At 63.5% G+C, this 25,701-nt stretch carries 21 protein-coding genes; 7 read left to right on the top strand and 14 right to left on the bottom strand.

All coding sequences use genetic code 11. The features are described 5' to 3' along the window. Window positions 1-52: 52 nt before the first annotated feature. The 3 genes from JHC57_RS01240 to JHC57_RS01250 all read right to left on the bottom strand — a co-directional run bounded on the left by JHC57_RS01240 (window position 53) and on the right by JHC57_RS01250 (window position 4,636). Window positions 53-2,248 carry a TonB-dependent siderophore receptor gene (locus JHC57_RS01240; protein ID WP_294027959.1) on the bottom strand — a complete coding sequence of 732 codons (2,196 nt, stop codon included), beginning with the start codon at window positions 2,246-2,248 and terminating at the stop codon, window positions 53-55. Between the two features lie 125 nt (window positions 2,249-2,373). Further along, a complete protein-coding gene (locus JHC57_RS01245; protein ID WP_294027961.1) occupies window positions 2,374-3,162 on the bottom strand; it encodes a hypothetical protein in 789 nt (262 codons plus the stop codon). A 157-nt stretch (window positions 3,163-3,319) separates the two neighbouring features. Beyond that, the gene (locus JHC57_RS01250) at window positions 3,320-4,636 is read right to left on the bottom strand and encodes a citrate:proton symporter (protein ID WP_294027962.1); all 1,317 of its coding nucleotides are present in this window, start codon (window positions 4,634-4,636) and stop codon (window positions 3,320-3,322) included. Window positions 4,637-4,837: 201 nt separating this feature from the next. Between JHC57_RS01250 and JHC57_RS01255 the strand changes: the two genes are divergently transcribed. Then, window positions 4,838-5,869 carry a hypothetical protein gene (locus tag JHC57_RS01255; protein ID WP_294027964.1) on the top strand — a complete coding sequence of 344 codons (1,032 nt, stop codon included), beginning with the start codon at window positions 4,838-4,840 and terminating at the stop codon, window positions 5,867-5,869. A gap of 41 nt (window positions 5,870-5,910) precedes the next feature. Here the strand turns inward: JHC57_RS01255 and JHC57_RS01260 are convergent, their stop codons facing one another. Continuing rightward, window positions 5,911-7,557: a hypothetical protein gene (locus JHC57_RS01260; protein ID WP_294027965.1), complete on the bottom strand. Its 1,647-nt coding sequence runs from the start codon at window positions 7,555-7,557 to the stop codon at window positions 5,911-5,913. Between the two features lie 229 nt (window positions 7,558-7,786). Between JHC57_RS01260 and JHC57_RS01265 the strand changes: the two genes are divergently transcribed. From JHC57_RS01265 to JHC57_RS01275, 3 genes are read left to right on the top strand one after another with little or no spacing between them, the layout of a single operon-like run. Then, complete coding sequence (locus JHC57_RS01265; RefSeq protein ID WP_294027966.1) at window positions 7,787-8,146, top strand: PepSY domain-containing protein; 360 nt, start codon at window positions 7,787-7,789, stop codon at window positions 8,144-8,146. Beyond that, window positions 8,146-8,811, top strand: a complete 666-nt coding sequence (locus JHC57_RS01270; protein ID WP_294027967.1) for a response regulator transcription factor — start codon at window positions 8,146-8,148, stop codon at window positions 8,809-8,811. The genes JHC57_RS01265 and JHC57_RS01270 overlap by 1 nt, the downstream gene beginning before the upstream one ends. Next, complete coding sequence (locus tag JHC57_RS01275; protein ID WP_294027969.1) at window positions 8,808-10,145, top strand: sensor histidine kinase; 1,338 nt, start codon at window positions 8,808-8,810, stop codon at window positions 10,143-10,145. Before JHC57_RS01270 ends, JHC57_RS01275 begins: the two co-directional genes overlap by 4 nt. A gap of 5 nt (window positions 10,146-10,150) precedes the next feature. On the opposite strand, the gene JHC57_RS01280 is transcribed toward JHC57_RS01275, so the two are convergent. Then, window positions 10,151-12,190, bottom strand: a complete 2,040-nt coding sequence (locus JHC57_RS01280; protein WP_294027971.1) for a TonB-dependent receptor — start codon at window positions 12,188-12,190, stop codon at window positions 10,151-10,153. A gap of 526 nt (window positions 12,191-12,716) precedes the next feature. Here JHC57_RS01280 and JHC57_RS01285 point away from each other — a divergent pair. Beyond that, the gene (locus tag JHC57_RS01285; RefSeq protein ID WP_294027973.1) at window positions 12,717-13,166 is read left to right on the top strand and encodes a VOC family protein; all 450 of its coding nucleotides are present in this window, start codon (window positions 12,717-12,719) and stop codon (window positions 13,164-13,166) included. Between the two features lie 18 nt (window positions 13,167-13,184). Here the strand turns inward: JHC57_RS01285 and JHC57_RS01290 are convergent, their stop codons facing one another. The 9 genes from JHC57_RS01290 to JHC57_RS01330 all read right to left on the bottom strand — a co-directional run bounded on the left by JHC57_RS01290 (window position 13,185) and on the right by JHC57_RS01330 (window position 23,336). Beyond that, window positions 13,185-13,568 (bottom strand): hypothetical protein, encoded by a 384-nt coding sequence (locus JHC57_RS01290; protein ID WP_294027975.1) that lies wholly within the window; start codon window positions 13,566-13,568, stop codon window positions 13,185-13,187. 146 nt (window positions 13,569-13,714) lie between these two features. After that, a complete protein-coding gene (locus JHC57_RS01295) occupies window positions 13,715-14,509 on the bottom strand; it encodes a LytTR family DNA-binding domain-containing protein (protein ID WP_294027976.1) in 795 nt (264 codons plus the stop codon). Then, window positions 14,506-15,627, bottom strand: a complete 1,122-nt coding sequence (locus JHC57_RS01300; RefSeq protein ID WP_294027978.1) for a histidine kinase — start codon at window positions 15,625-15,627, stop codon at window positions 14,506-14,508. The genes JHC57_RS01295 and JHC57_RS01300 overlap by 4 nt, the downstream gene beginning before the upstream one ends. Before the next feature lie 181 nt (window positions 15,628-15,808). Next, window positions 15,809-18,673, bottom strand: coding sequence for a TonB-dependent receptor (locus JHC57_RS01305; RefSeq protein WP_294027980.1), 2,865 nt, complete (start codon window positions 18,671-18,673; stop codon window positions 15,809-15,811). A 28-nt stretch (window positions 18,674-18,701) separates the two neighbouring features. Next, complete coding sequence (locus JHC57_RS01310) at window positions 18,702-19,196, bottom strand: hypothetical protein (protein WP_294027982.1); 495 nt, start codon at window positions 19,194-19,196, stop codon at window positions 18,702-18,704. 195 nt (window positions 19,197-19,391) lie between these two features. Beyond that, window positions 19,392-20,396 (bottom strand): fused MFS/spermidine synthase, encoded by a 1,005-nt coding sequence (locus tag JHC57_RS01315; RefSeq protein WP_294027984.1) that lies wholly within the window; start codon window positions 20,394-20,396, stop codon window positions 19,392-19,394. Window positions 20,397-20,955: 559 nt separating this feature from the next. Continuing rightward, window positions 20,956-21,261 (bottom strand): alkylphosphonate utilization protein, encoded by a 306-nt coding sequence (locus JHC57_RS01320; RefSeq protein WP_294027986.1) that lies wholly within the window; start codon window positions 21,259-21,261, stop codon window positions 20,956-20,958. 96 nt (window positions 21,262-21,357) lie between these two features. Continuing rightward, entirely contained in the window at window positions 21,358-23,019 is a 1,662-nt protein-coding gene (sulP, locus tag JHC57_RS01325; RefSeq protein WP_294027988.1) for a SulP family inorganic anion transporter, read from the bottom strand. Continuing rightward, window positions 23,016-23,336 (bottom strand): helix-turn-helix transcriptional regulator, encoded by a 321-nt coding sequence (locus JHC57_RS01330; protein ID WP_294027989.1) that lies wholly within the window; start codon window positions 23,334-23,336, stop codon window positions 23,016-23,018. Before JHC57_RS01330 ends, sulP begins: the two co-directional genes overlap by 4 nt. 154 nt (window positions 23,337-23,490) lie before the next feature. On the opposite strand from JHC57_RS01330, the gene JHC57_RS01335 reads away from it, so the two are divergent. After that, entirely contained in the window at window positions 23,491-23,982 is a 492-nt protein-coding gene (locus tag JHC57_RS01335; RefSeq protein ID WP_294027991.1) for a DUF983 domain-containing protein, read from the top strand. A 63-nt stretch (window positions 23,983-24,045) separates the two neighbouring features. Further along, window positions 24,046-25,677 (top strand): Na+/H+ antiporter, encoded by a 1,632-nt coding sequence (locus JHC57_RS01340; protein ID WP_294028052.1) that lies wholly within the window; start codon window positions 24,046-24,048, stop codon window positions 25,675-25,677. Window positions 25,678-25,701 lie beyond the last annotated feature (24 nt).

The following is a 25,701-nucleotide window of genomic DNA, read 5'->3' on the forward strand; positions in this document are numbered from 1 at the left end:
GGGCCAAGGAATGGGGACGGCTCGCCGCTGACGCGCCGTCCCCGGAGGCGCGTTAGAAGAGGCTCACGGCGACCGAGAATTTGACGGTCGGCGGGGCGCCCCAGGCAAGATAGTTGCCACCCGAGGCCGCCCAATAGCGCTTGCCGGTGACATTTTCGCCGGTCACGCGGAACGTCACTTCGGAGCCGGCGATTTCGGCGGTGTAGGAGCCGCCGACATTGAGCAGCGTGTAGGCCGGCAGATAGGCGCTGTTCTCCGGATTGATCGCGCGCTTGCCGACATGATAGACGCCGGCATTGAGCGCCAGCCCGGGCAGCAACTGCGAGAATTCATACTCGCCGAACACCGACCAGGTCGTCTTGGCCGTATTCTCGATATCCTTGCCGATCAGCACCGGATCGGCGGTCGCGCCCTGCTTCGCCTTCAGGAACAAGGCCGAGGCGTAGATCGAGAGATCGCGCGTGACATTGCCCGTCGCGCTCAGTTCGAGCCCCTTGTAGCTCGCCTTGCCGTCCTTCACATAATCGTTCGCCGCGTTGATATAGGCATTGGCACGGCTGATATCGAAATAGGCGGCGGTGAACAGCAGATTGCTGTTCGGCTGGATCTTGATGCCGCCTTCATATTGCTTCGACGCGCTCGCGGGCAGGATCTCGCCCGCATTGTTCGCGCTCGCCGGCGCACCCGGCGTGCTTTCCAGACCCTCGATGTAGGTTCCGTATACGCTGAACCATTCCATCGGCTTCACGACGAGGCCGCCCGAAATCGAGAAGGGCTTGTCGGAGAAGGTCGTCGTATCGCCGCCGGCGGGGTTCGCCGCGGTTTCCTTGTAATCCGACTTGCGCGCGCCGATGAGGACGCTGATCAGATCCTGGTTGGCGCCGCCGAAGCGCGCGCGATCGAAGATATAATATCCGGTGTCGTGAATCTTCGTGTCGCGCGTGGCATTATAGGGCGTTGCGCCGCTGAAGCTCAGGTCGCGGAGCGGGATCGGGTCGTAGAGGTTCTGCACGCAGTCGCTCGCCAAACCTAGTGCGACGCAATTCTGCCGCCGGATATCGTTCGCGCCACCGGCTGCTTGAGCAAAGGTCGTCGTCGCGGTCGAATATTGCCGCCGGACATTCTTCGAGGCACCGATCAGAAGCTCGTGTACCACCGGGCCGGTCTCGAAAGTGCCCGCGACCTCGCCGCGAAAATTACGGTTGCGATAGAGCTGCCCGTCGGCGGCGCCGGCATTGAGCGTTCCCGTTCCCGTAACCGGATTGAAGTTCTCGAGACGCGAAAAGCGGCGGTCGCGTTCGGCATAGGAAATGCCGCCTTCGACGATCGCTTCCCATTGTGGCGAGATATGCCATGCCGCGCGTGCGAGAACGTTGGTTTCGGCAGCCCGGTTCATGAACCCCTCGCTGCCGGGATTCGTCGACCCCTTCGGCGCGCGCGGGATGACGGTCAGCAAATCTGCCCGCCTCGTCGGCCCCTGGATGATCGTCGGCTCGGTCACGCGCTTGTTGATCTGCTCGACATCGACATTGAAGGTCAGCGTATCGGTCGGCTTCAGCTGGAAAGCGCCCGAGATGAAGCTCCGCTCACCCGATGTGCGCTCGATGCCCGAATCCACGTTGCCGTAGACGAAGTTGCCGCGCACCCCGAAGATACCGAAGGTCGCCCCGGCGTCGATATGCCCCTGCGTCTGGCCATGGTCATTGGCGTTGAGGGCTGCGTAGAAGACCGGATCGTCGGTAGGACGCTTGGTAATGAGGTTGATGATACCCGACGGCGGCGTGAAGCCGTAGTAAAGCGCCGACGCGCCCTTCAACGCTTCGACGCGAACCTTGTTCTCGAGCGGCAGGTCGACGAGGTTGACGATCGGAAGCGAGCCGTTGAGGCGGTAGTTGCCGCGGTTTTCGACAGGGATGCCGCGGATCGCAAGATTGTTGTACACCGTCGTGTTGGTCTGCGAGTTGGTCACGCCTGGCGTGTTGCGCAGCGCGTCCAAAAGCCCCGCGGCTTGCTGCGACTGGAGCAATTCTTCCGAAATGACACTGACGGTGAGCGGCGTGTCGATGATCTTCGCGCCGCGAAAGCTGCCGACCTGCACCGTTTCGGTACCCTTGCGGTCGGCGGTAACAACGATTTCCTCAAGAATGGGTCCGTCGCGCTCCCCTTCCTGTGCGGCGGCCAGCGACGGCAGCAATGCCGAGCCGACCATCGCGCTTGCCAGTAAAACCGATCTTTTTGAACCTGCCATGATAAATTCCCTCCACTAGTCCCGATAATGATATTATTCGAAGATGAAGTGCGGACGGGCCTTGCTCAGCCCCTGTTTCCGCCCTCCCGATCATAATCCGTCATTTGCACCGCGCCGGCGCCGGCTCAGTGCGCGATCAGTTCCGCGATGCTGTTTTCGGTCTCGCTGCGGATGTCGGCCTTGCGCTTGTGCCAGGCCATCCATTCGGGTTTTTCGCGCAGTCCGACGCGGACCTTGTCGAGCACCGACTGACGCTTCCCGAAGGCGTCGAAATCGCGGTAGCGCTGGATGAAAAGCGAATCCCAGGGCGCACCGACCGAATAGCGGTTCATGTAGAGCTGATAGCCCGACAGGGCGCCCTCGCGGATCCAGCCGTCGAATTGTGGCAAGACATAGCCCGCAACATACTCCCGATATTCCGCCGCTTCGCGATAGGAATAGGGGATTACGTAATAGACTTCGCCGACATCGAGATCGTCGACGCTCTTCTCCCAAGAAAGATCGGCCGAAAAGGTTGCCACGGGCGCGCCCAGCGCGAGGCCCGCTGCATCGAGGCCGCCCGGGCTCGCGCGTTCGACCGCCTGCCATTTGCGAACGGCTGCATAGTCCGGGAAATGAAGGACTGCCATCGCGTCCCACACGCCCGGCTGACGGTACCAGGAATAATAGACCTCATAAGAGGAGAGGCCGCCTGCAGCGCGGAGGGATGCGAGCTTCTTGGCGAACGGCCCAGCCATATGCTGCCGGAAAGCCGTCCGGTCTGCGGCATCTGCGCGATAGTTGATGATCAACGTGCGCGGCCCCTCGGCGAGTTCTGCCTGCGCCGATGCAACGACAGGTGCCGCGAGCAGCAGCATGGCAATGGCCGCAACCAGGCTGCGAGTAAAATTATGGATCGAACTCAGCATACGCACGATAACCCCTTCCCCTTTCGCCCGATCGTCGCGGATTTCTTCCGCAGTCTTTCACTCGGGCTGATACGATCCTGCAAACCTATGCAGTCTACCTGTCATCCTCCTGTCACGATGCGGGGGCCGCCCTTTTCCGGGCCGAGCCCGTCCGCTGGAATTCCTAACCCGTGCGTAGCGGGAAGAGTCCGAGTGCAAGACAGGTCCCGAGGAAGACGAGACAGGCGATCACGGCCCAGCGGAACATGAACTTCTGGTGCTCGCCGAGCTCGAGGCCGGACATGCCGACCAGCAAATAGGTCGAGGCGACAAGCGGGCTCAGCAGGTGAATTTGCTGCCCGACGAGCGACGCGCGCGCGATTTCCATCGGCGTCAGCCCATATTCCGCGGCGGTCTTGGCCAATATCGGCAACATCCCGAAATAGAAGGCGTCGTTCGAGATGAGGAAAGTGAACGGCATGGAAAGCAGCGCGGTGATCGGCGCCATATAAGGTCCAAGCTCGGGCGGGATGATTGCGATCACCGAGCCCGCCATCGCGTCGACCATCTTGGTCCCCGACAGGATGCCGGTGAAGATGCCCGCTGCGAACACGAGGCTGACTGTTGCCATCGCATTACCCGCGTGCGCCGAGATCCGCTCTTTCTGGAGCTGCAGATTGGGATAATTGACCGCCGCGGCAACTGCGAACGCACCCATGAAAAGAATGACGAGCGGGATAGACCCCGCCATGAGGAGCCCGAGAAGCGCCAGGGTCAAGGCGAGATTGAGCCAGAAGAGCTTCGGCCGGCGGTGGTCCTCGCCATCCATCTGTTCGCGGATCACCTCGTCGCCGGTCGCATCTTCATCGACCGCATCTTCGGGGAGAGCGGCCAACCGCTGGCGTTCGCGCATCCCGAACATCCACGCAACGACGAGTACCCAGACTGCCGTTACCGCCATCGCTGGAATGAGCGACACAAACAGTTCGCGCGCGTCGACGCCGAGCGCGAGCGCGGCCCGCGTCGTTGGACCGCCCCACGGAACGATGTTCATCACCGCCACCGACATCATGACGAGACACGCCATGATGCGAATATCCATCTTCATGTGGCGGTAGAGGGGTAGCAAGGCCGAAACCGTGATCATGTAGGTCGTGGTGCCGTCGCCATCGAGCGCGACGATCAAGGTCATGACGGCGGTCCCGATGCAGATGCGAAGCGGGTCGCCGTGGACGAGCTTGACGATTGCCTTCACCAGCGGGTCGAACAGGCCCGCGTCGATCATCAGTCCGAAATAGAGGATCGCGAACAGCAGCATAACGCCCGTCGGTGCGAGTTCGCGCACGCCTTCGAACATCATGTCGCCCAGTCCCGCAGTGAAACCGGCGATCACCGCAAATAATGTCGGGATCAGGATCAGCGCAAGCAAGGCCGAGAGACGCTTCGTCATGATCAGGGTCATGAAGGTCGCGACCATCAGGAAGGCCAGGATCGTCAGCATTGTTCCCCCATTTTCGGCAAATGGTCGTTCCGCGCCATGCCGTCTCTGCCACGAGGCTATGCCTCTCACCTGTCATCGGGCTGTCGCGGTGTGAAAGGGCGCTCGGGCGCTGACAGTCGGGTGAAAGGCTGTCGGCGCTATGCGCGCGCTCCTACCTGCCACAGCAAGGAGATGAGAGAGATGCGAGGTTCAAGATTTACAATGGCCGCGATTGCCGCGCTGGCGATGGTGCCCGCCGCCGGTGCCGCCGACCCGCTTTACACGCTCGACGCGGCCAGGACGCTCGCCAGCAGCGATACCGATTGGGACTATATCAAGCTCGAGCCCGGAACGCCGCGCCTCTTCATCGCGCGCCGGAAGGATGGACTCAGCGTCTACGACGTGCGGGAAAACAAGCTCATCGGTCAGGTCGAGAATTCGGTCGGCGCGAACGGCCCGTTGCTCCTTCCCCAGTTCGACCGGGGTTATGTCGCGATGACCGACGGATCGCTGCTCATCTTCGAGCTGAAGTCGTTGAAGGTGATCGAACGCAGACAACTCGCGAGCGACGGGGGACTTAACGGTGTCGTCTACGATCCGAAATCCAGGCATGTCTTCGCCGTGGTCGGCGCGCGCACGGCGGAGTCGGCCTGGTATGTGATCGACGCGGCGACCGGGAAGTCGCTCGACAGCAAGGCCTTCCCGTTCCGCAAGATGGACGACCCGTCACCCGACGGGAAAGGCCATCTCTTCGCGCCGGCGCGCTACGACAAGCTTCTCCTGAAACTCGATTCCGCGACGCTTGCGGAAAAGGCACGCTGGGATATCGGCTGCGATCAGGTCGTTGCGGTCGAATATCATGCACCCAGCGACCGCATCATGGTCGGTTGCCGCGGCGACAAGCCTGTGTTTCTGGTCATTCATCCCGACACGGGCGCGGAGATCGCTCGCCTTCCCATCGGGAAGGGTATCGACGGCATGGGGATCGACGAAAGGCGCCACCGGATCGTTACGACGAACGGAGGAGACGCAAGCCTGACGGTGATTCAGCAGGACGGCCCCGACAATTACCGCCTGCTCGGCAATGTCCAGACCCGCCCGCAGGCTCGCGTTATGGCGATCGACGAGGGCGATGGCCGCATCTTCACGGTCACCGCCGACGCCACCTTCGGCGCGTCTACGGGCGATGCCACTCCGGCCCCGATCTTCCATCCCGACAGCTTCGCGGTCCTCGCTTATAAGCCCGCCGAATAAGACTGGAGCTCCCGGGCCTCGGCCCGGGAGCTGCTCGTCACTCAGGGAAGAACCGTCGGCTTGGTCGAGGGCTCCCAGACATCCGAGCTGGTTGCGACCAGTTCCTTCATGTCGGTCCAGGGCCGTCCGCCCGCGATGCTCTTCTCGCCGCGGATGACGCCTGTCGCGAAGGCGACCATGCGCTCGCGAACCCGATTCTGTTCGACCTCGGGCCAGACTTCATACGGATGCGGCGCACGCACGACGACCAGTTCCTTCGGCCCATCGACCCGCCGATAACTTTCGACGGTGCCCTGGAGCGACGCCGCATAATCCCACAAGCCGCGCGCGAAGAACGCCGCAGGCCATTTGTCGACGCCCCCCAGGATTGCCGAGCTCGGAAAGAAGACGAGATTATTCTCGACCGCATTGCCGCCGATGAACATCGGTCGGTCGCGTCCCAGTCCCCGCTCCTCATCCTCTTCGCTCGGCCTATCCATCACGAAGCCGGGACCGCTCGTGAATTCGGCCATCAGGAGCGCACCCTTGATGTTCCTGTCGCCAACCGCGGCGCTGCACCGGATCTCGGGAAGGTCATAGGTGCAATTCTTGTCGAAGTTCATCGTCATCGCCCAGCCGCTCGCCATGGTACCGCGCGAATTGCCGAACAGGAGGACCGGGAGCGCAGCTGCCGAACCGCGCAGCGTCGATGCGGCAGCGCTGCCGCGCTGCTCGCGGCCGGCGGGCGACAGGATGCGAAGGCCTTCGCCGCTGCGAAGGCTCGCGACCATCGCCAATATGTCGCGGCCCTGCTGCAGCGTGTTGGTATCGACATAGCCCGTCGAGATGCCGACGCCGCGCCGGTCGTAGAGCAGCACGTCGAAGCCCGCGACCTGGAAGGTCCGCGCAAGCTCACGCCACATCTGCTGGCCGGTGCCGCCGCTTCGCTCGCTCGGAAAGCTGTTGATCTTCGTCTCGCCGTCTTCCTTGATGCGGTAGAGCCGGTCGTCGGGATGCGTGATCGCCGCGATGCGGCCGCCGCCGCCCGGGGTCATCACGATCAGCGCGCGGCGCTTGCCCCCCTTCCCGTCGTCGACGCCGGAACCGCGCACATACCAGCCGCGAATCCTGACATCGCCCTCCATCTTGTGGTGGATCCGTTCGTGCGGATCGCGCGGCGCCTTGAACTCGACCGTGTAGGCCTGTCCGTCGAGCGCGGCAAATGCCTCGTTCCAGGGCGCCGCGGCAAAGAATGCCGGCCGGCGCACCCGGCCGAGGTCGATATCGCCGACTTCGTCCTGCGGCAATTTCCCGAGGAGCCGGATTTGTTCGGGATTGGTGTTGCGATATTCCTTGTTGGGCGGGCGCCGTGCCTGGATTTGCTTGCCCACCCGCTCGCGGCATTTCTCTTCGAGCTTGCAATCGGCCCATTTCGCCCGCAGCCGCTCGTCGCTGAACTCGTCGACATAGAAATCACCCACATAGTTCGCGGGCGGCTTCGCCTTGACGGTCGAAAAGGGAATGCAGGTGCGCGGACCGGCCGCGGTCGGGAGAATATAGCCCGTCATCTCGCGGTCGCGATCATATCCGACGCGCGCTTCGCATTCGGCGGCCGGCTCGGGGATGGCGGGCGCATCGATCTGCGCGCCGGCGCTCAGCGGCAGCAGCAACATCGCCCCCGTTGCCATCCATTGAATCGGTCCTCGCATCGCTTCCCTCTCCCTTTCTTCCGTATCGGCGCGGGCGCGCCTTCAAGCACGCCTTTTCGACGAACCGCCAGGCGGCCTCCCTCTGGTCGATCCTTTGCTTTCAACCTGCAATGGCTGCCTGTCACCATGCTGTCACAGGACAGCGGGGACGCCGGAACAGGAAAATTGTCAGCTTCGCATCAGCAAGGGACTCGTAAATTGGCTCCATCAATGGATAAGGACCATCCCCATGCGTAAAATTTCCGCCATCGCGCTTGCCGCGACCGTCAGCTTAGGAATTGGCTTCGCGGCCGGCCCGGCGATTGTCCATAGTTTCGAGACCAATGTCGCGAAGGCGAGCAAGGCCGAACGCAAACGCGCCGAGCAGGAGGCCATCCGGACCGCCGTCCAGCGCGGCGAGCTCCTGCCGCTTCCCCGGGTTCTGGCTATCGCCCAGTCCAAGGTGCGCGGCGAGGTCGTCAAGGTCGAACTCGAAAATGAGCCGGGCTTCATCAAATATGAGGTGAAGATATTGACCCCCTCGGGCCGCGTTCGCGAAGTCGAAATCAATGCTCGGACCGGAGCCCTGATCAAGATCGAGGATGATTGATGCGGGTATTGCTGGTCGAGGACGATCCCGATCTCGCTGAGGACGTTGCCCGCGCGCTGACCGCCGCGGGCTTCGTCGTTGATCGATCCGGAAACGGCGAGGATGCCTGGTTTCAGGGGGATGTCGAGGATTATGCCCTTGTCATTCTCGATCTCGGCCTGCCCCGCCTCGACGGACTCACCATTCTCAAGCGCTGGCGAAGCGCCGGACGGACCATGCCGGTCCTCATCCTGACGGCGCGCGGCGACTGGACGGAGAAGGTCGAAGGCATCGAGGCCGGGGCCGACGATTATATGGCGAAGCCATTTGCCGTGGGCGAGCTGATCGCCCGGGCCCGCGCGCTTGTCCGCCGCGCCGCGGGTCATGCGACTGCGACGCTCAAGGTCGGCGAACTCGCGATCGATACCGCCCGGATGACGGCGTCGATCGGCGGACGGCAGACGCAACTCTCGCAGCTCGAATACCGCCTCCTGAATTTCTTGGGGCATGAACAGGACCGTGTCGTTTCCGCCGGCGAAATCGCCGAACATCTTTACGGGGCAAGCGACGGGCAGGATACAAATGCCGTGGAGGCGATCGTCACCCGCCTCCGGCGCAAGCTTGGTAGCCGCGCGATCGAAACCCGGCGCGGGCTCGGCTATCTGCTTACCGGGCAGATCGAGTGAAGCGAAGCTCGCTCCGCCTGCGGCTCCTTCTGGGCGCTGCCATCGCGGTATTCCTCGCCTTGGCGCTCGCCTGGGGCGGTATTTCGCTGCTCATTCACCAGCATATCGAAACACGCGAAGCCGCGCAGCTTCGCAGTGTCGCGGAACGGGTTGTCGCGGGCCTGACGCTCGACGCCGCGGGCAAGCCGATGATCGATCCCGCGCCCTCCGATGCGGCTTTTCAGGCCATCGCCGGCGGAACCTATTGGCAGGCTATCGGTCCCGGCGGATCGGCGCAGTCACCCTCCCTCTGGGACCAGAGCCTGCCCGAGGCGGCAGCCAGCGGCGATGACTGGACAACCGCGACGGTTCCCGGTCCTTTCGGCAAGCAGCTCACGATGGTAAGCAGGCGGATCCAACCGGACCGGCGCGCACGCGACGTCATCGTGCGCGTTGCCGCCGACGACAGCGAAATGCGCGACGCGCTTCGCGAATTCGATGCCGAACTCGCGCTCTCTCTCGCTTTTCTCTGGGTGGTTCTGTCGCTTGCCGCCTATTTCCAGGTGAGCCTGGGCCTGCGTCCGCTCGATCGGCTGCGGCGCGAGCTCGATCGGCTGCGGCGCAGCCCGGCTGCCCGTCTTTCGGATAATCATCCCGCCGAAATTCTGCCGCTCACCGAGGCGATCAACGCGATGGCGGCTGCCCGCGAAAGCGATCTCGCCCGTGCACGCCGCCGCGCGGCCGATCTTGCCCACAGCCTGAAGACCCCCTTGGCCGTGGTCGCGGCGCAGAGCCGCCGGGCTCGCGATGAAGGAGCGACCAGCGCGGCCGAGGGCATAGACCGCGCTGTTACGGCGGTCGGCGCCGCGCTCGAGGCCGAACTCGCCCGTTCGCGCGCCGCCGCCGCCCGCGGGAGCGGCGGCGAGTCGAACCCGAGCGAGGTCGCCGACGGCTTGATTTCGGTGATCGAGCGGACCGAGAAGGGTGAGCAGATCGCCTTTTCGGCCGATCTTGCTTCCAATCTGCGACTGGCGGTTGACAGCTCCGATCTCGCCGAAATGCTGGGCGCGTTGATCGAAAATGCGTCGCGTCATGCGCGGCGGCACGTTGCCGTCTCGGGTGATCTGGAGGACGGCGCCATCGTGCTCCGGGTCGAAGATGACGGTCCCGGAATGGAAGATGCGGCAATAACGCGCGCGATGGAACGCGGCGTACGGATCGACGAAACGGGCGGCGGCCACGGCTTTGGGCTCGCGATCGTCCGCGATCTCGCCGAGGCGACCGAGGGCGAGTTTCGCCTCGGTCGCTCGAAGCTCGGCGGGCTGTCCGCCGAGTTGCGCTGGCAATCCGACTGACAACGTCAAACGCCAAAGTTGCGCTGGATGGTCAGCCCGACATAGGGGCCGCTTCGCAGCGTGCGGATTTCGCTGTAGCGAAACGGACTGGCACCACGCACGCCGGTGTAGATTTCCCGGGTCCGCGTCGCCGGGCTGTCGGTAAGATTTCGGCCGAAGAGCCGGAAGGTCCAGTTCGCGTCCGGCTTGTATTCGACAAAGAGATCGAGCCGCGCGCCGAGGCGGTCGGCCTCGATCTCGCGAACCTTGTAGCTCGTCTCGGTTTCGGCAAGCACGAGCGTGCCGCCCCAGCGTAGCTTCCATGCGGGAATGTCGTGGGTGAGCGCGATCTTGCCTTCGACGGGTCCTTCGCCCGAGATGCGGCGGCGCTCGCCCGTCGACGGATCGGTCGCGCGGCTCCGCCGCGCCACGATATCGCCCGTCAGGATCACACCCTTGAGCCCCAGATCATCGAGAGGCCATTTGATCGCCGCCTCGATCTCGTCCTGGCGCGCCGATCCGATGTTCCCGACCGCGTCATAGATTTCCCCGTTCGACACGATCGGAAGCTGATCGACGAGATCCGATATCCATTCGCGGCGCGCGGAAAAGACGAGCGATCCCGATCCGAAGCGATGCTCGTAGGTCGCCTCGGCACGCCATCGGCTGTCGGGCTCGAGATCCTGGTTACCGGCGCTGATCGTTCCACTGTTGAGCGACGCCGCACCGACGAAATCCTCGAAATCGAGCTGCCCCACCTCACGCTCGATGAGGAAGCGAAGCTGGTCGCTCTTCGAAAGCGACCAATTCAGCCGCGCGCGCGGCTTCCAGAAGGCAAGCGATTTTGAGAGGTCGGTGTCGCCCGACTGCGCGAGCCTCGATGTCTCGAAGCGCAGGCCGGTCTCGGCGGTAAGACGGCTGTTCAGCGTCCACGTCGCGTTGGTGAAGAACTCGGCGCGATGTTCCTCGACGCGGACGTTCGAATTGGGAAGAGGGACGGCCACGTCATCCTCGAAGAGCAGATTCGAGCTGTCGAGAATATTGATGGCTCCCTCGGCCCCGACCTCGAGCGCGAGCGAGCCAGTCCGGTGACGGAATGCCGCGCGCAGGATGCTCTCACTGCTGTCCGAACTCTCGTCCGAACGGTCGCTTCCCGATGCCGTCGTCTCGCGGTCGATGCCGAGCTTCGCCACCGATCGGTAATTGCCGATGAGCTCGAAGTCGCTCGCAGCGCCGAGCGGCCGCTCGTATCGAAGCCCTGCCTCATAGGTGCGCGTATGGTTGCGCTCGCTGCCGCGGATGGTTTCCGGCGCCGGGACGACGATGTCATAGCCGATATCGGCGAACATCCGCTTGTCCTGGATGAGTCCATTGAGGCGGAGCGTACCTCCCAGAAGGGGTGTGCGATAGGCGATCGTGCCTTCGAGGACGTCGGTGCCCTCGGGCTGAAAATAGCTTGAGAGCCGGATCGGGGTTCCATCTTCGGCGAAGCGGTTTCGCGTCCCGAAGCCATGTTCATCGTCGATCTCGCGATAGGCGGCACCAAATAGCGTGATCACCCGGCCGTTCCGGTCGAGCTCGATCTGGGCCGACCCGCGCGGCGCCCGATATCCATGGCGATAGACCGCATATTCGCCCTCGATGCGCCCTCCGATTTTGCCGCCCGAAGCGAGAATCACATTCGCGAGCAGAGCATATCCCTGCATGTCGTAGCCTGCCCTCCCAGCTCGGATGAGCTCGATGCGCGCGACACGCGCTGCCGGAATGCGCTTGAGGAGCGTCTCTAGCGTCTCGGCCTTGCCCGCCGGCCGCTGGCCGTCGATCAGGATGTTTCCTGCTGCCCCTGAATAGCCCCGTACTTCCGCGTCGCCTTCGATCAGACGGAAGCCCGGAAGCTGGGTGACCATGTCATAGGCGTTCGTGGGTTGCACCCGTGCAAAAAAGTCGCTCGCGTAGACGGTTGCACTCTGGCCGGTGTCTTCAGCAGCACTGGCGGAGGACACAGGATAAGCGGCCGGTAGCAGGATGGCCGCGCCGAGCAAAAACCGGTGATTGCGCAATTTCATTCCCCTGACTTGCGGACAAGATGTCCGGATCGGGGCGCACCTTGCATTCGGCTAGCTGACGGGAGGACGTTGGCGCTCGTCAGTTTCCTGTCAGCGAAACCGTGCACGCGTTACGGGCGCGGCCATGGCAACCGGCAGTCGTACCAGACTGATGAAGCGTCCCGCCGGAGAACGAGATGTTCGCACGCGGCATTAATCTCGGCCTTGATCGCCACGGGACGCGTCAACGCCGGTATTCGCCACGCGCGGCCGAGACGCGGTCGATCGGCGAATCACGAATGCAGTCGACACTATCGAGCTTTGCGGATCGAAATCGAGAGCGTGCGAACGCACTATAGACCGCGACACCCGTCAGCACTGATATCCGGTCGCCCTGGGCCCAGCAAAATCATTCCGTTTCGGATTTCATGGGCCGGGCTCCGGCTCGCCCATGCTGATCGCCGGCGAGGCTATCGCGGCTACATCTGCGCCGCACAGGTTTGTTCTCGCTGGGCGAGACGCGCGCTCGCTTCGGCGGCGCAACAGGATGCTGCGCGCCGTAAGTGCAACCGATGGAGTTCATGTCGGTTCAACCCGGGAGGGTATCGAGAAGGACGATCCGATGGCGAAAGACGAGTTGGCGCTGGGCGGGAGAGGCACGGAGCTGTTTTCGGGAATCGCCGTGAACGATCTCCAGGCATCGCTTAAATGGTACGAGCGGCTCCTGGGTGCTCCGCCGAGTTTCTTGCCCAATGACCGGGAAGCGGTCTGGGCTATCGCCGATCACCGGTGGATTTACATCATCGTTGAGCCGGCCCGCGCCGGACGATCGGTCCTGACGATCATTTGTGACGATCTCGAAGGGTTGGTCGAAGACATCAGCATGCGCGGCATCACCTTCGACAAGGAGGAAATACCGGCGGAGAATGTCCGCAAGGTGATGTACTACGATCCGGATGGCAACGAGGTCGGCCTTGGCCGTGTCACGGCCAGCTAGCGAACGACATCGGCAATATCAGCATGGGTCGGACCTGTCCGGTTTGAGAGCGAGCAGAAACGACAGGGCGAAGAGAGAATGGATCACGAGGAAAAGCTTCGCGATCTCGCGCGCCTCGCCGCTCACGACACCCCACAGATCATTCAGGGCCACGGCACCGAAGCCGACGAGGTTGGCGAGGAGGATCGGGCGAAGCACGAACCCGGTGTCGAGACGACGGGTAAGCCAGTTCAGTACCGCGATACCCAGAAACGGGCCACCCAGCAGACGCAGCAGCGCGATGAGTTCCGGCGATGCGTCCGCGGGGACGGCGCCTGTTCCGAACTGCCGGGGCAGAAATATCAGGGCGCACCCGACCAGAGCCATATAGATGGCGGAGAGCAGGAGGAGGATAGTCCGCATGATCAGTCCTTCGTCTGAATTTGGCGATTCCGCCGGCAAAGGGCCGGAATTGGGCTGGCTCTCGAATTTCCCCGTTCGCGGCGCCGAATTCCGCGCTGCCGCTTGCTGCCCCTCGTCAGCATCGGGCGGATGTGCGCCGCCGACATTCAACCGATCGCCGGCAGCGAGCGGAGCAATTTCCTGGCATAGACCCGGCCTGCGGCGACTTCGGTGCCATCCCGGAGCCGAATACGGACTCCAAGCTCGGCCGAGCGCCGAACGCCGACCATCGATCCGCGACGCAGAAGCGTGCGCCGATGCACGCGGACGAATTCCTCGTCGGACAGGCAGAGATTTGCTTGCGTTGCCTTGATCGACCCGCGGATCAGGTAGGAGGCCGAAGCCGTATGGAGCCGGACATAGTCGTCTTCGGCGGTGACCATTTCGATATCGCCTCGCTGGACGCAGGTCAGCGCACCCGCCGCCGAGCGGAGCCAGAGCTCGTCATCTCGCGGCGACGAAGTCCGGCCATGATAGCCCGCGCGCAGATCGTCGATCACGGCGCGCATCTGCTCGATCTGCTCGCGAGCATCCGCCGCAGCAAGACTTTGCCGCGATCGATCGATCGCGATCCGCAGGCGCCCGGCTTCGACCGGCTTCAGAATATAGTCGATGGCATGCGTTTCGAACGCCTGGACGGCGAAATGATCGAAGGCGGTCGTGAAAATGATGCCGGGATGCCGGTCCGCCGGAAGTCGATCGAGGACATCGAAACCTGTTCCGTCTCGCATCTTGATATCGAGCAGCACCACGTCGGGTCTCGCCTCGGCGATCATTTCGAGCGCCTTGCCGCAACCACCGGCCGATCCGACATGGTCGACGTCGGGAATCTTCGCCAGAATCAGCTCGAGGCGGCGAAGCGCCAGCGGCTCGTCGTCGACGGTCAGGACCGATATCGTCATGCCCGATAGCTCAGCGGCATCGCGAGCGTCACCTGAAACCCGGACGTACCGAGCCGCTCGGTCGCCAGCCTCGCTCTTGTTCCAAACCGGCTGGACAATCGCTCCCGGACATTCCGCAAGCCGGTCCCCGTTCCCGAAACGCATCTTTGATGGGCGATCGTCGAGCAGCTGTTCGCGACGACAATGCGTAGGGTCTCGCTATCCTCCCGGGCCGAAATGGCGATGAACGTGGCGCCGGCCCCCGAAGCCCCGCCGTGCTTGACAGCATTTTCGACCAGCGGCTGCAAAAGAAAGGCCGGTATCGCAGCAGGCCCGAGCGCCTCCGGCAAATCGATGCGAAACTCGAGATCGGGATAGCGGGCCTGCTCGATTTCCAGATAGGTGGTCTGGAGCGCAATCTCTTCCGCCAGCGAGATATCGATCTCCGGGTCGGTCGCGAGGTTCACGCGGAAGAAGCTCGCCAATCGCTCGACCATCGCATTCGCGTCCTCCGCCCGGCCATCGAGGATGAGCGCCGATACCGAATTGAAACTGTTGAACAGGAAATGCGGATTGATCTGGTAATGGAGGGCCTGAAGCTTGGCCGATTGCGCCATGCTTCTGAGACGCGCCGACCTGCGTTCCTCCTCACGCGCTTCGAAGCCATATTGGACCGCCAGATAGAGACCGACCCAAGCCAGAAAGAACCAGGTCCAGGGGACGAGGGTGCGGATCACGCCGCTGCCTTCGATCGCGACATGGATCGGAGTACCCTTGGCATAGGCCAGAGCGAAATAGCTGCACCAGGCGAACAGCTCGGCGGCGACGAGCGAAGCCAAAAGGACGATCGGCGCCTTTCTGCGCCAGGCGCGCCCGTTCAGCTTTTGCAGGATGATGTGGATGGCGTAGCAAAGAGCAAGGCCGATCAGGGTGAGCCCGATCCGCACCGCCGCCGCCTTCAGCAGGTGCGGATGCCGGTCGAGCAGATCGGCGACCCACAAAGCCAGCGCGTGCAGGCCCCAGAATGCGCCGGTCAGCCAGAGGATTGCGTGGCGCTTGCGGATTGCCAGGCTGTCGCCGCGACCGGTCGGGGCGACTTCGTAGATATCGGACGAGGTGAAGGCCGCGACCTGGTTCATGATCCGGTTATCGCAGGAAGGCAGCGGGCTGTCGACGGACGTTCGGCTACGGATATCGTGCGTTCGCCCGCATCCCGGGGTGCCGGAACGGGAAAGGCGATGTGCGGACAAAGGATGCCGCCTTCATCCGCACACCCCGGGGCGGCGCCGGAGGGGACTGATCCCCGGCGCCGGAAACGACCTAGAAGCGCAACCTCGCGGTGACACTGTAGCGCCGCCCGAGAACATCATAGGTGGTCGGATAGGTGTTACCCGAGTTCAGTGACGTCGTTCCGACATAGTTGCTGACCAGCGGCGGATCCTTGTCGAGCAGATTCTGCACCGACAGCGTCAGGGTGAAGATATCGGCGACCTTCGCGCGGTAGGTGAGATCCAAATAGCTGTAGCTGGGAATATGCAGATAGTCGGGCTCGATCCCGTCGGCGTCCAGGATGCGTTCATAGTCGACACCGTCGAGCCAGCGCCACAGCAACGAAATATCCCCGAAATCGTCGATCTGCGCGGTCGCACGCATGTTGAAGCTCAGCTTGGGCGTAATCTCGCCGGCGAAGAAGCCGCAGTTCGCGCTATACTGGCCGACGCATTCCCGGTTGAGCCCGGTGGGTGATGCCTGAAACTTCGACCGCTCGGTCCAGTTGCCCGTCATGTCGAAACTCAGCCGCCCGAAGCCCGTCGACATGCCATAGGCGACGCGAAGGTCAATGCCCGAGGTCACGATCGTTCCCTGGTTGGTGAGCACGGCGATCAGCCCCGGAGTGTCGCCGCCGCCATTGAGCGACCCGTTGAGCGGATTGCGGCGAATGAGCGCGCAGGCCGCCGCGTCGCCCTCGTCGAAGCAGGGGCCGAAGATGTCGTCGGGCGTCGGCAGGGTGATCGCGTCGCTGACCTTGATATGATAATAGTCGGCGGTGATCGCGAGGCCGGGGATCTGCGGCGGGGTCGCGACGAGCCCGATGGTGTAGGAATTCGCGACCTCGACACCGAGATCGGGGTTGCCGCCGCTCGTCAGGTTGATCTGGCCAGCCGAGGGTTCGGGGATGCTGCCGATCCGCCCCGCGGGCGCGCCTTGCGCGATACAGATTGCGGTCAGCGCGGCATTTCCGACCGGGTTGGTTCCCTGACAAGGGTCTTCCGGCAAATTCGACAGGCCCGTCGTTACCGGCGTGTAGAGCTCCGAGATATTCGGCGAGCGAACCGAATGCTGGTAGATACCGCGGATCTTGTAGCCGCGGAACGGCTCCCATGTCCCGCCCGCCTTCCACGTCGTACTCGTGCCCGTGTTCGAATAATCCGACAGGCGAATGCCCGCTTCGGCGGTCAGGCTGTAGATGCCCGGCACATCTTCGACGATCGGGACGATCAGCTCGCCGAAGACTTCCTTCACGCTATAGCGGCCCGAGAAGGACGGCGACGGCGCGCCCGTCCCCAGCACCTCGTCCTGCGTCCCGAAGGCGACATCTGCAACCTGCGACGCGCCATAACGGCGGTACTCGGCACCCAGCGCGAAGCCGATCGGCGTTTCGCCGGCGAGAAAATTGGCGACCTCGCCGGACAGGCTTCCGTTGACGACCGACAGGCTGGTGCTGATCGTCGCACCCGCCGGCTGGTTGAAAAAGGCGATGGACTCAGGCGAAATATCGGTGCCGTCGCCGAAAAGATTGATCGGGACGCAGCCGTTCGAGGTATCGGCGCATTCGGTCTCGCTGACGGCCCGCAGCGCCTGCTGAACCCGCGACTTCAGGCCCCAGCCGAGGTTACTGTTCTTGCGGTCGGATTCGCCGTGGAGGCCGTAGACATCGAATTTCAGCGTCTCGGTGATCGACCCGCGAACGCCGGCCCAGACCTGGAACTGGTTGGTCGTCAGATTGCGGATGCGCGGCCCCATTTCGATGAAGCGGCGATTGATCGTCGTCGCAACCTCACGGTAGTCCGGGTCGGTCGGCCCTGCCGCGGCGCCGGCTGCAGCACAGTCGGCCGCCGAGATCGCGTTGGACGCGCAAACTTCCGAACGGACGGCCTCGGGCATGAAAGGATTGTTCAGCGGCAGCATCCAAGTGTCGCCGAACATCCCCGACGATGCGAGACTCAGTTGGACTTTCGACCGGGTGAACATGCCCTTGGCATAGACTTCGACACCATCGGTCACTTCGTAATGCGCCGCACCGAACAGGTTATAGCGTTCGAGCGGGGTCTGGAAATAATTGTCGGGCGCGAAATTATAGGCGTCGCGCGAACCCACATAATCGCGCAACGCGCCATCTGCCGGATTGTAGATGCGATTGTTGATGCGCGTCGGCGTCGTTGTTCCCGAACCGATCTTGCTGCCGTCGAGAAAATAGGTGTCGCGGGAAACGGCGCGATCGCCCTGCGACACCGGTTCGACCTGCTGATAACCGACGCTGAGCACCGCATTACCCCGGTCGTCGTCGAAATTCGCTCCGACGGTCAAATCGAAGCGGTAGCGCGCCCCGTCACCGCGTTCGGTGATGCCGACCGTGCTGGCAAGTTCGGCGCCCGAGAAGTCGCGCTTGGTTATGAAGTTCGCGACCCCTGCGATCGCGTCGGCGCCATAGACCGACGAAGCGCCACCGGTAACGATCTCGGCGCGCTCGATCAGCGCGACGGGAATGATATTGAGATCGGTCTCGCTGAGCAGCGAAGAGGGGACCAGCCGCGTCCCGTCGAGCAGCACGAGGTTGCGGTTGGTGCCGACGCCGCGCAGGTTCAGCGACGCGAAGCCCGCGCCGCCATTGTTGACGGCGCTGTTGGCGCCGGGCGACACGCCCGGAAGATCGCCGATGAGTTCCTCCGCATTGGTCGCCTGACGAAGTCCGATCTCGTTCTCGCCGACGACCTGAACAGGGCTCGACTGCTCAAGGTTGGGATTCTGGATGCGCGACCCGGTCACCACGATCGTCTGCGACGCATCCTCCACCACCGTATCTTGGCCGGCCATGTCCTGCGCATGGACGGGTACCGCACAGGCGACACTTCCCAGCAATGTGGTGGAAAGCAGGTAATGACGCGTTCGAAATATGCCCAACATATTGATACTCCCTGTTGATCTTATGTCTTTATGAAGCGCCCCCTGCCCACCGATGCGCCGCGAGCGCGATCGGAAGACCGAAGAGGAACATGTGCGAAGCCAGATCGGCGAGGCTCAGTGGCATGCCGCCGGCGGGAACCGCGAAGTTGGAGAGCGGCAGGACGATACGGTTCATCACAAAATAGACGCCGACTCCGTAGAGCGGTCCGGCGAGCCACGGCGATTGCCGCCCGGCGAACTCGATCCGCGTGATGATGGAGACGAACGCCGCCGCAAACAGGAAGGAGAGCAGAAAATGGCTCGCCAGGCCAAGCGCGACGGGCGCAGTGCCGGTCCGGGCCGCCGGACCCAGCATGCCCGACGCGATACCCCTCAGAATATCGACGGGCGCAACGCCTCTGAGCGCCCAGGAGGTAAATGCAAAGCCGAGGTCGAGCGCCCCGCCCGCAAGTCCCCCGATCAGCACCGCCTTGACTGGCATCGCCGAGCCCTGGGCGGCGATGGCTTTCGTGGCCTCGATCATGATTTCTCCCCTTTGATCGGGGGAGTGCTACCGTGCAGCGTCAGCCGATTGGAGCGAAAGGCGGCCGATCGTCGTCAGCGTGCAGCCGGACGCCAAGCGGAGAAGGCGAACGTCATGTTCGTGCGGTTGAACGAACTTCGAGCGCGTCTGTGCGACACGAGAGGGTTTGTGATGGACGGCGATAGCTGCCCGAATTCAGCCAGCCGACCAGAGAGAAGCCATCGAGAGGGACTGGACCCCGTCAAAGCCGCTGTCGATGCCATCGGCAGGCCCGTGATCGAGCGATTTGACCCCGCCCGCAATTTCATCGGCCAACGACAGAAATGACATGGGATGGGCGTGATCGAGATCCAGGGCATTCTGCAAAAGCGCGTCGAGGTCCGAAGGCCGCCCATCCCTGAACGCGAATATGATCCGGTTCATTCCTATTCTTGAGGGAAGATCGATCGTGGCTCCGAAACACCCCCTTATGCGCGACAGGATGGCGCCGTGCTTCCAATGATCGTCGCATAGATTGACGACGAGGATGCCGCCAGGGTTCAGCCGCGAACGGCAATCGCGATAAAATTCCGAAGAGCAAAGCTGGGCCGGCTGTCCGTCCTTGTCGAAACCATCGACCAGCAGAATGTCGCAGCGCCCCGGATCCCGCGCGACGAATTCCGCGCCATCGTCGCAGACGATCTCGAAGCGCTCGCTCTCGGGCGGCATGAAGAATTGCTCCCGAACCGCGATGACGTCGGGGTCGATCTCGACCGCGACGATCGACGCCTCCGGAAGATATCGGTGGCAGTATTTTGCCAGCGATCCGCCGCCGAGCCCGATGATCTCGATGGTCCCCGGAGAGGGATGGAACAGGAGGAACCCCATCATCCGGCGCGTATAGTCGAGGATCAACATGTCCGGATCGTCGATACTCATCGCGCTTTGCACGAAAGCCCAGTTTGCGAGGAGGCTCCGTATATTGCCCAGCTCGAAGACGAGCGGGGCGGCGAGTTCGCCCGGCTCCATCGGAGACGCGCGATGATGTTCGGTCCCATATCGTTCGAAATAACGCTGTTCGCGGTCGATATCGTCGAGATGATCGAGAAAGCGATCGAGCTCCGTTTCCGCTTGATCGATGCTCCGGCAAACCGTCCCTGTTTCGAGTTCGCAAGCGATTTCGCTCTCGACCTCGAAATCTTCCGCGGACCTATCTGTCATGGTCGCGGCGCTCGTTCTGCCGATCATGCGATCGTCCGCCCGCAATGGTGACGCCGATAAACAGGGCGAGAAGCAAGACGGAGACGAGAATGATCAGGAATATCGTCATGCGCACCTCCCGCAAGAATGTGTCGATTGTCCGAAGGGCAGGCTGCCGGTCGCCTCCGAACGCCAGACAAACCCCGTCCGGGTCATGATCGCCGCAGCCGGGATCATTGGTTTAGCCGCTGCTCGAACTGTAGTGCCTTCTGGTACATCTCGCGCCATGCAACGGCCGCACGAAGGGCCCGGTCCCGTACATTCGGAAGCGACGCCTCGTTCGCTTCCGTCTGACACGCCTGCATGCGAGCCAGATAGAAGCGGCTGTTCCGTGCGGTCGGTTTGAGATTCTGGGAAATCATGTCGCAAGTTCCGTTTCTCGGGATTGTGGTGGAACGTCATCGCGAAACCCGGTCGATCCGGCCCCGGCAGGGCCGCGGAACTTTGCGGCTCCAACCGATCGGCCCGGCTACGAGCCACGCGCAGCTGCCGCCACGACAAGGCTTCGCAAGCGGAAAAACTAGCGCTTGCGCACGAACTCGGCGCGCAGCACGAGGCCCTTGATGCTTTCGTGACGGCAATCGATCTCCTGCGGATCGCCCGTCAGACGGATCGACTTGATGACCGTCCCCACCTTGAGCGTCTTGCCGGCGCCCTTGACCTCGAGATCCTTGATCAGTGCGACGCTGTCGCCATCCTGGAGCAGGTTCCCGACCGCGTCGCGAACCTCGACCTGCGAGGCTGCGGCCTTGCGTTCCGCAAGCTCCGACGCCGGCATCCACTCGCCGCTTTCCTCGTCATAGACATAGTCGTCGTTGTCACTCATTTCATTCTCCAGACTTGGTCAGAATTGGGTTTTCCCGGCCGCCGGCCGATCGAGAAGCGGCGCGTGCGAATGGCCTGCCGCACACGGGGGCCGCCGTCATTTCGCGTCCGCCAGATCGACCGCGAGCGCCTGCGCGCCCGCATAATCGGCCGCATAGGAGATGCGACCCGCCGCTTCGCCAAGGCCGATCCGCCCGAGCATCGCCCGTGGCTGGGGCTGAACGCCCGAGACAATCACCCGCGCGCCCGCCAGCCGGGCCTGTTCGACAAACTCCCCGAGCGCCTGCGCGCCGCTCGCATCGAGCAGCGGCACGAGACGCATGCGCAAGATGATGACGCGCGGCGACTGCCCGACGCGGCGCAGCGTGTCGAGCAGCTCGCCCGCGACCCCGAAAAAGAAGGGACCGGCGATCCGGAACACCTCGACCCCGGGCGGCAGATCGTCGCGCTGGTCGAGATCTTCGGCATCGAGTTCGGCGTCGCGCCGGCCGCTTCGATCGACCTCGACCGCCTCGGCCATACGCGCCATGAACAGCAGCGACGCAAGCGTCACCCCGACCGCGATCGCCACCGTCAGATCGACGAGGATCGTCAATCCGAAGGTGATCAGCAGCACCGCCCGGTCGCTGTTCGGCATTCGCAGCAGTGCGAGGAAGCGCTGATACTCGCTCATGCCCCAGGCGACCATGAACAGGATCGCGGCGAGCGCCGCCATCGGCACATAGGCCATCAGGTCCGTGCCGAAGAGAATGAAGACGAGCAGAAAGGCCGCGTGCATCATGCCCGCGACCGGCGTCTTCGCACCCGACCGGATATTGGTCGCGGTGCGCGCGATCGCTCCGGTGGCCGGGAGGCCGCCGAACAGAGCCGAGCCGAGATTGGCGACGCCCTGCCCGATCAGTTCCTGGTTCGAGCGATGCCGCGTCCCTGCCATGCCGTCGGCTACGACCGCCGACAGCAGCGCTTCGATCCCGGCGAGGAAGGCGATCGTGAAGGCCGATGGCAGGACGGCATTGATCTTGGCGAGCGAGATGTCGGGAAACGACGGCACCGGGAGCCCGGCCGGTATATCAGGAAAGCGCGATCCGATCGTATCGACAGGAAGATTCAGAAGCGGGGCGGCGAGCGAGGTCGCGATCACCGCGATCAGTAAACCCGGCAGCCGCGGCGCGAATTTGCGGAGCGCAATAATGATCGCGAGCGCGCCGCCGCCGACGCCGATCGCGGCCCAGTTCGCGCTGGGCAGCGCCCCCAGATAAGCCTGCCACTTGGGCAGGAAATCGGCGGGCACCTTGTCGATCGCGAGGCCGAGAAAATCCTTGACCTGGCTCGAGGCGATGATGACCGCGATCCCCGCGGTGAAGCCGGTCACCACCGGATGCGGGATATATTTGATCATCTGGCCGAAACGGAGCAGGCCCGCCGCGATGAGGATGAGCCCGGCGAGCAGGGTCGCGATCAACAGGCCATCATAGCCGTGGCTCGCGATGACGTTGAAGATCACGACGACGAAGGCGCCCGTCGGGCCGCCCACCTGCACGCGCGATCCGCCGAGCGCCGAGATCAGGAAACCCGCGACGACGGCTGTGATCAGCCCCTTGTCGGGCGACGCTCCGCTCGCGATGCCGAGCGCCATGGCGAGCGGCAACGCGACGATCGCGACGGTCAGGCCGGCGATCGCATCGGCGCGGAATGCGGCGGCGGAATAGCCCTCGCGAAATACCGTGAGGAGTTTCGGCGTATAGGCCTCGGTCTTCACCGAATTTCGGGCCGGCTCGGAAATTTGGCGGACAGAAGCGCACGACCGGGCCGGCCGGGATCGGCGCCGGCAACTTCGCGCAGTCGCACGCCGCGCCCCGTCCCGACGCTCGACGAATATTCGCCTAGCAGTTCGATGCCGGCACCTTCGAACGCGCCGATCACCTTGACCAGCGTATCGACGACACCGCGAACCTGCCCGTTCGACGCTTCCATGCGCTGGATCGTCGGCAGCGAAAGACCGGCGAGTTCGGCCAGTTCGCGCTGGTCGATCCCGAGGAGCGCGCGCGCCGCGCGCATCTGCTGCGATGTGATCATATCAGCCCCTTGATGTTTCATACATCATTTATCAGTCTTAACACCATCATCTTATGCTGTATATATCGATGATGCAATATCATCATGCAGATCACCAAGGCGCGAGGACCGGTATGGGAGAACCTTCACCGCTCCGCGATGGCGAATGCGGCTGATGCCCGATTTCATGTCGTCGCCCTTCGACCAGATCCCGGCAAAGAAGCAGCCCAAGCCCGCAGGCGCCCCGCCGGCGGGGCCGGCGAATGCCAAGCTGCCGGAATCGGGTTGGGGCGCGATCCATCGGGGCGCTTGCGGGCGCTGCCCTCGCTGCGGCGATGCGACGCTGTTTCGCGCCTTCCTCAAGCCCGTGGAGCATTGTTCCGCATGCAGGCAGGACTGGACGCATCAGCAGGCCGACGATTTTCCGGCCTATGTATCGATTTTCCTGACCGGACATATCATGGCGCCAGTGATCATCGCGCTCGTTCAGGAAACGAAGCTGTCCCTGCCCGCCCTCGCCGCGATCATCCTGCCGCTCATGCTCGGCTTGATGATCCTGTTTCTCCAGCCCGCCAAGGGCGGCATCATCGCCCTGCAATGGTGGTTCGGCATGCACGGGTTCGCGAAGGAACGGCGCGCGCCGGAAAGAACCGACCGCGAAGAGTGAAGCTTGCCCGGAGCGGCAACCGCCCTCTAGATGAGCGGCAATCCCGCCCAAAGGAGCGAATAGCTGGATACGGTATCGATCATACTCTTCCTGTTGCTCGCCGTCGTCGTGAGCGGCGCGATATCGCGGATGCTGCCGGTGTCGCTGCCGACGCCGCTGGTGCAGATCCTGCTTGGCGCGGGGATCGGCCTGTCGACCTCCTACCGCGTCGAGCTTGATCCCGAACTGTTCCTGCTGCTTTTCCTGCCGCCGCTGCTGTTCCTCGATGGCTGGCGCATTCCCAAGGACGAGCTGCTGAAGGACCTCTCGACCGTCGTCGAACTCGCCCTCGGCCTCGTCCTCATGACCGTCATCGGCATGGGCCTGTTCATCCACTGGATGATCCCCGCGATGCCGATGGCGGTCGCCTTCGCGCTCGCCGCCGTCGTGTCGCCGACCGATCCGATCGCGGTGTCCGCCATCGCCGCGCGCGTGCCGATCCCCAAGCGGATGATGCATATACTGGAGGGCGAATCGCTCCTGAACGATGCCTCGGGCCTCGTATGCCTGCGCTTCGCGATCGCCGCGGCGCTGACCGGCACCTTCTCCGCCGGCGCGGCGGCGCTCAACTTCCTGTGGGTCGCGGGGGCCGGATTGGCGATCGGCGTCGCGGTGACGCTGTCGGTCACGCGCGCCAAGGCGTGGGTGACGAAGCGCTGGGGCGAGGATACCGGTTCGCAAATCCTCGTCAGCCTGCTGATCCCGTTCGGTTCGTATCTGCTCGCCGAGCATGTCCATGCCTCGGGCATCCTCGCCGCGGTGAGCGCCGGCGTGACCATGACCTTCGCCGAAATATCGCGGCAGGCGATGGCGGTCACACGGATGCGCCGCAATTCGGTATGGGACACGATCCAGTTCGCGCTCAACGGGATCATCTTTGTGCTGCTCGGCGAGCAACTGCCCGCCATCCTCGCCGGCGCGAAAGAGACGGTCGCGCTCACCGGTCATGGCACGCCCTGGTGGCTCGCCGTCTACATCGTCGCAATCGTCGCAGGCCTCGCGGCGCTTCGCTTTCTGTGGGTATGGATATCGTTCCGGCTCACGATCCTTCGCAAGCGCGACAAGAATATCGAATTTCAAAGCCCCAACTGGCGACTGGTCGCCGCGATGTCGTTCGCCGGCGTACGCGGGGCGATCACACTCGCGGGCGTCCTGACGCTGCCGCTGGCCCTTGACGACGGCACCCCCTTCCCTGCGCGCGACCTGGCGATCTTCCTGGCAGCGGGCGTCATCATCGTCTCACTGGCCCTTGCCACCGTCGCATTGCCCCTGCTGCTCAGGGGACTGGTCATGCCGCCGGACCAGTCGAGGCAGGCGGAGGAAGATGCGGCCCGCCTCGCTACGGCGGAGGCCGCGATCCGCGCGATCGAACAACGACAACATGCGCTGGCGGAGCAGCACGGCGAAGCCGATCTCTACGCCGCAGCCGGCGCGCGCGTCATGGATTTTTACCGCGAGCGCATCGAAAGCCGGACCAACGGCCTTTCCGACGCCCGCAAGGCGGAAGAACAGCTTGTGCGCGAGTTCCAGCTTGTCGGGATCAAGGCCGAACGCGAGGCGCTTCTCGGTCTCGGCCGTTCACGTGCCATCGGCAGCGGGGTTGCACAGAAACTGAGCCGCGAACTCGATTTGTCCGAGGCACGATATCGCGGCTAGTGGTCGGGACTGAATCGATGGAAA

This window comes from Sphingopyxis sp. (assembly GCF_016463645.1).
Lineage (GTDB): Bacteria > Pseudomonadota > Alphaproteobacteria > Sphingomonadales > Sphingomonadaceae > Sphingopyxis.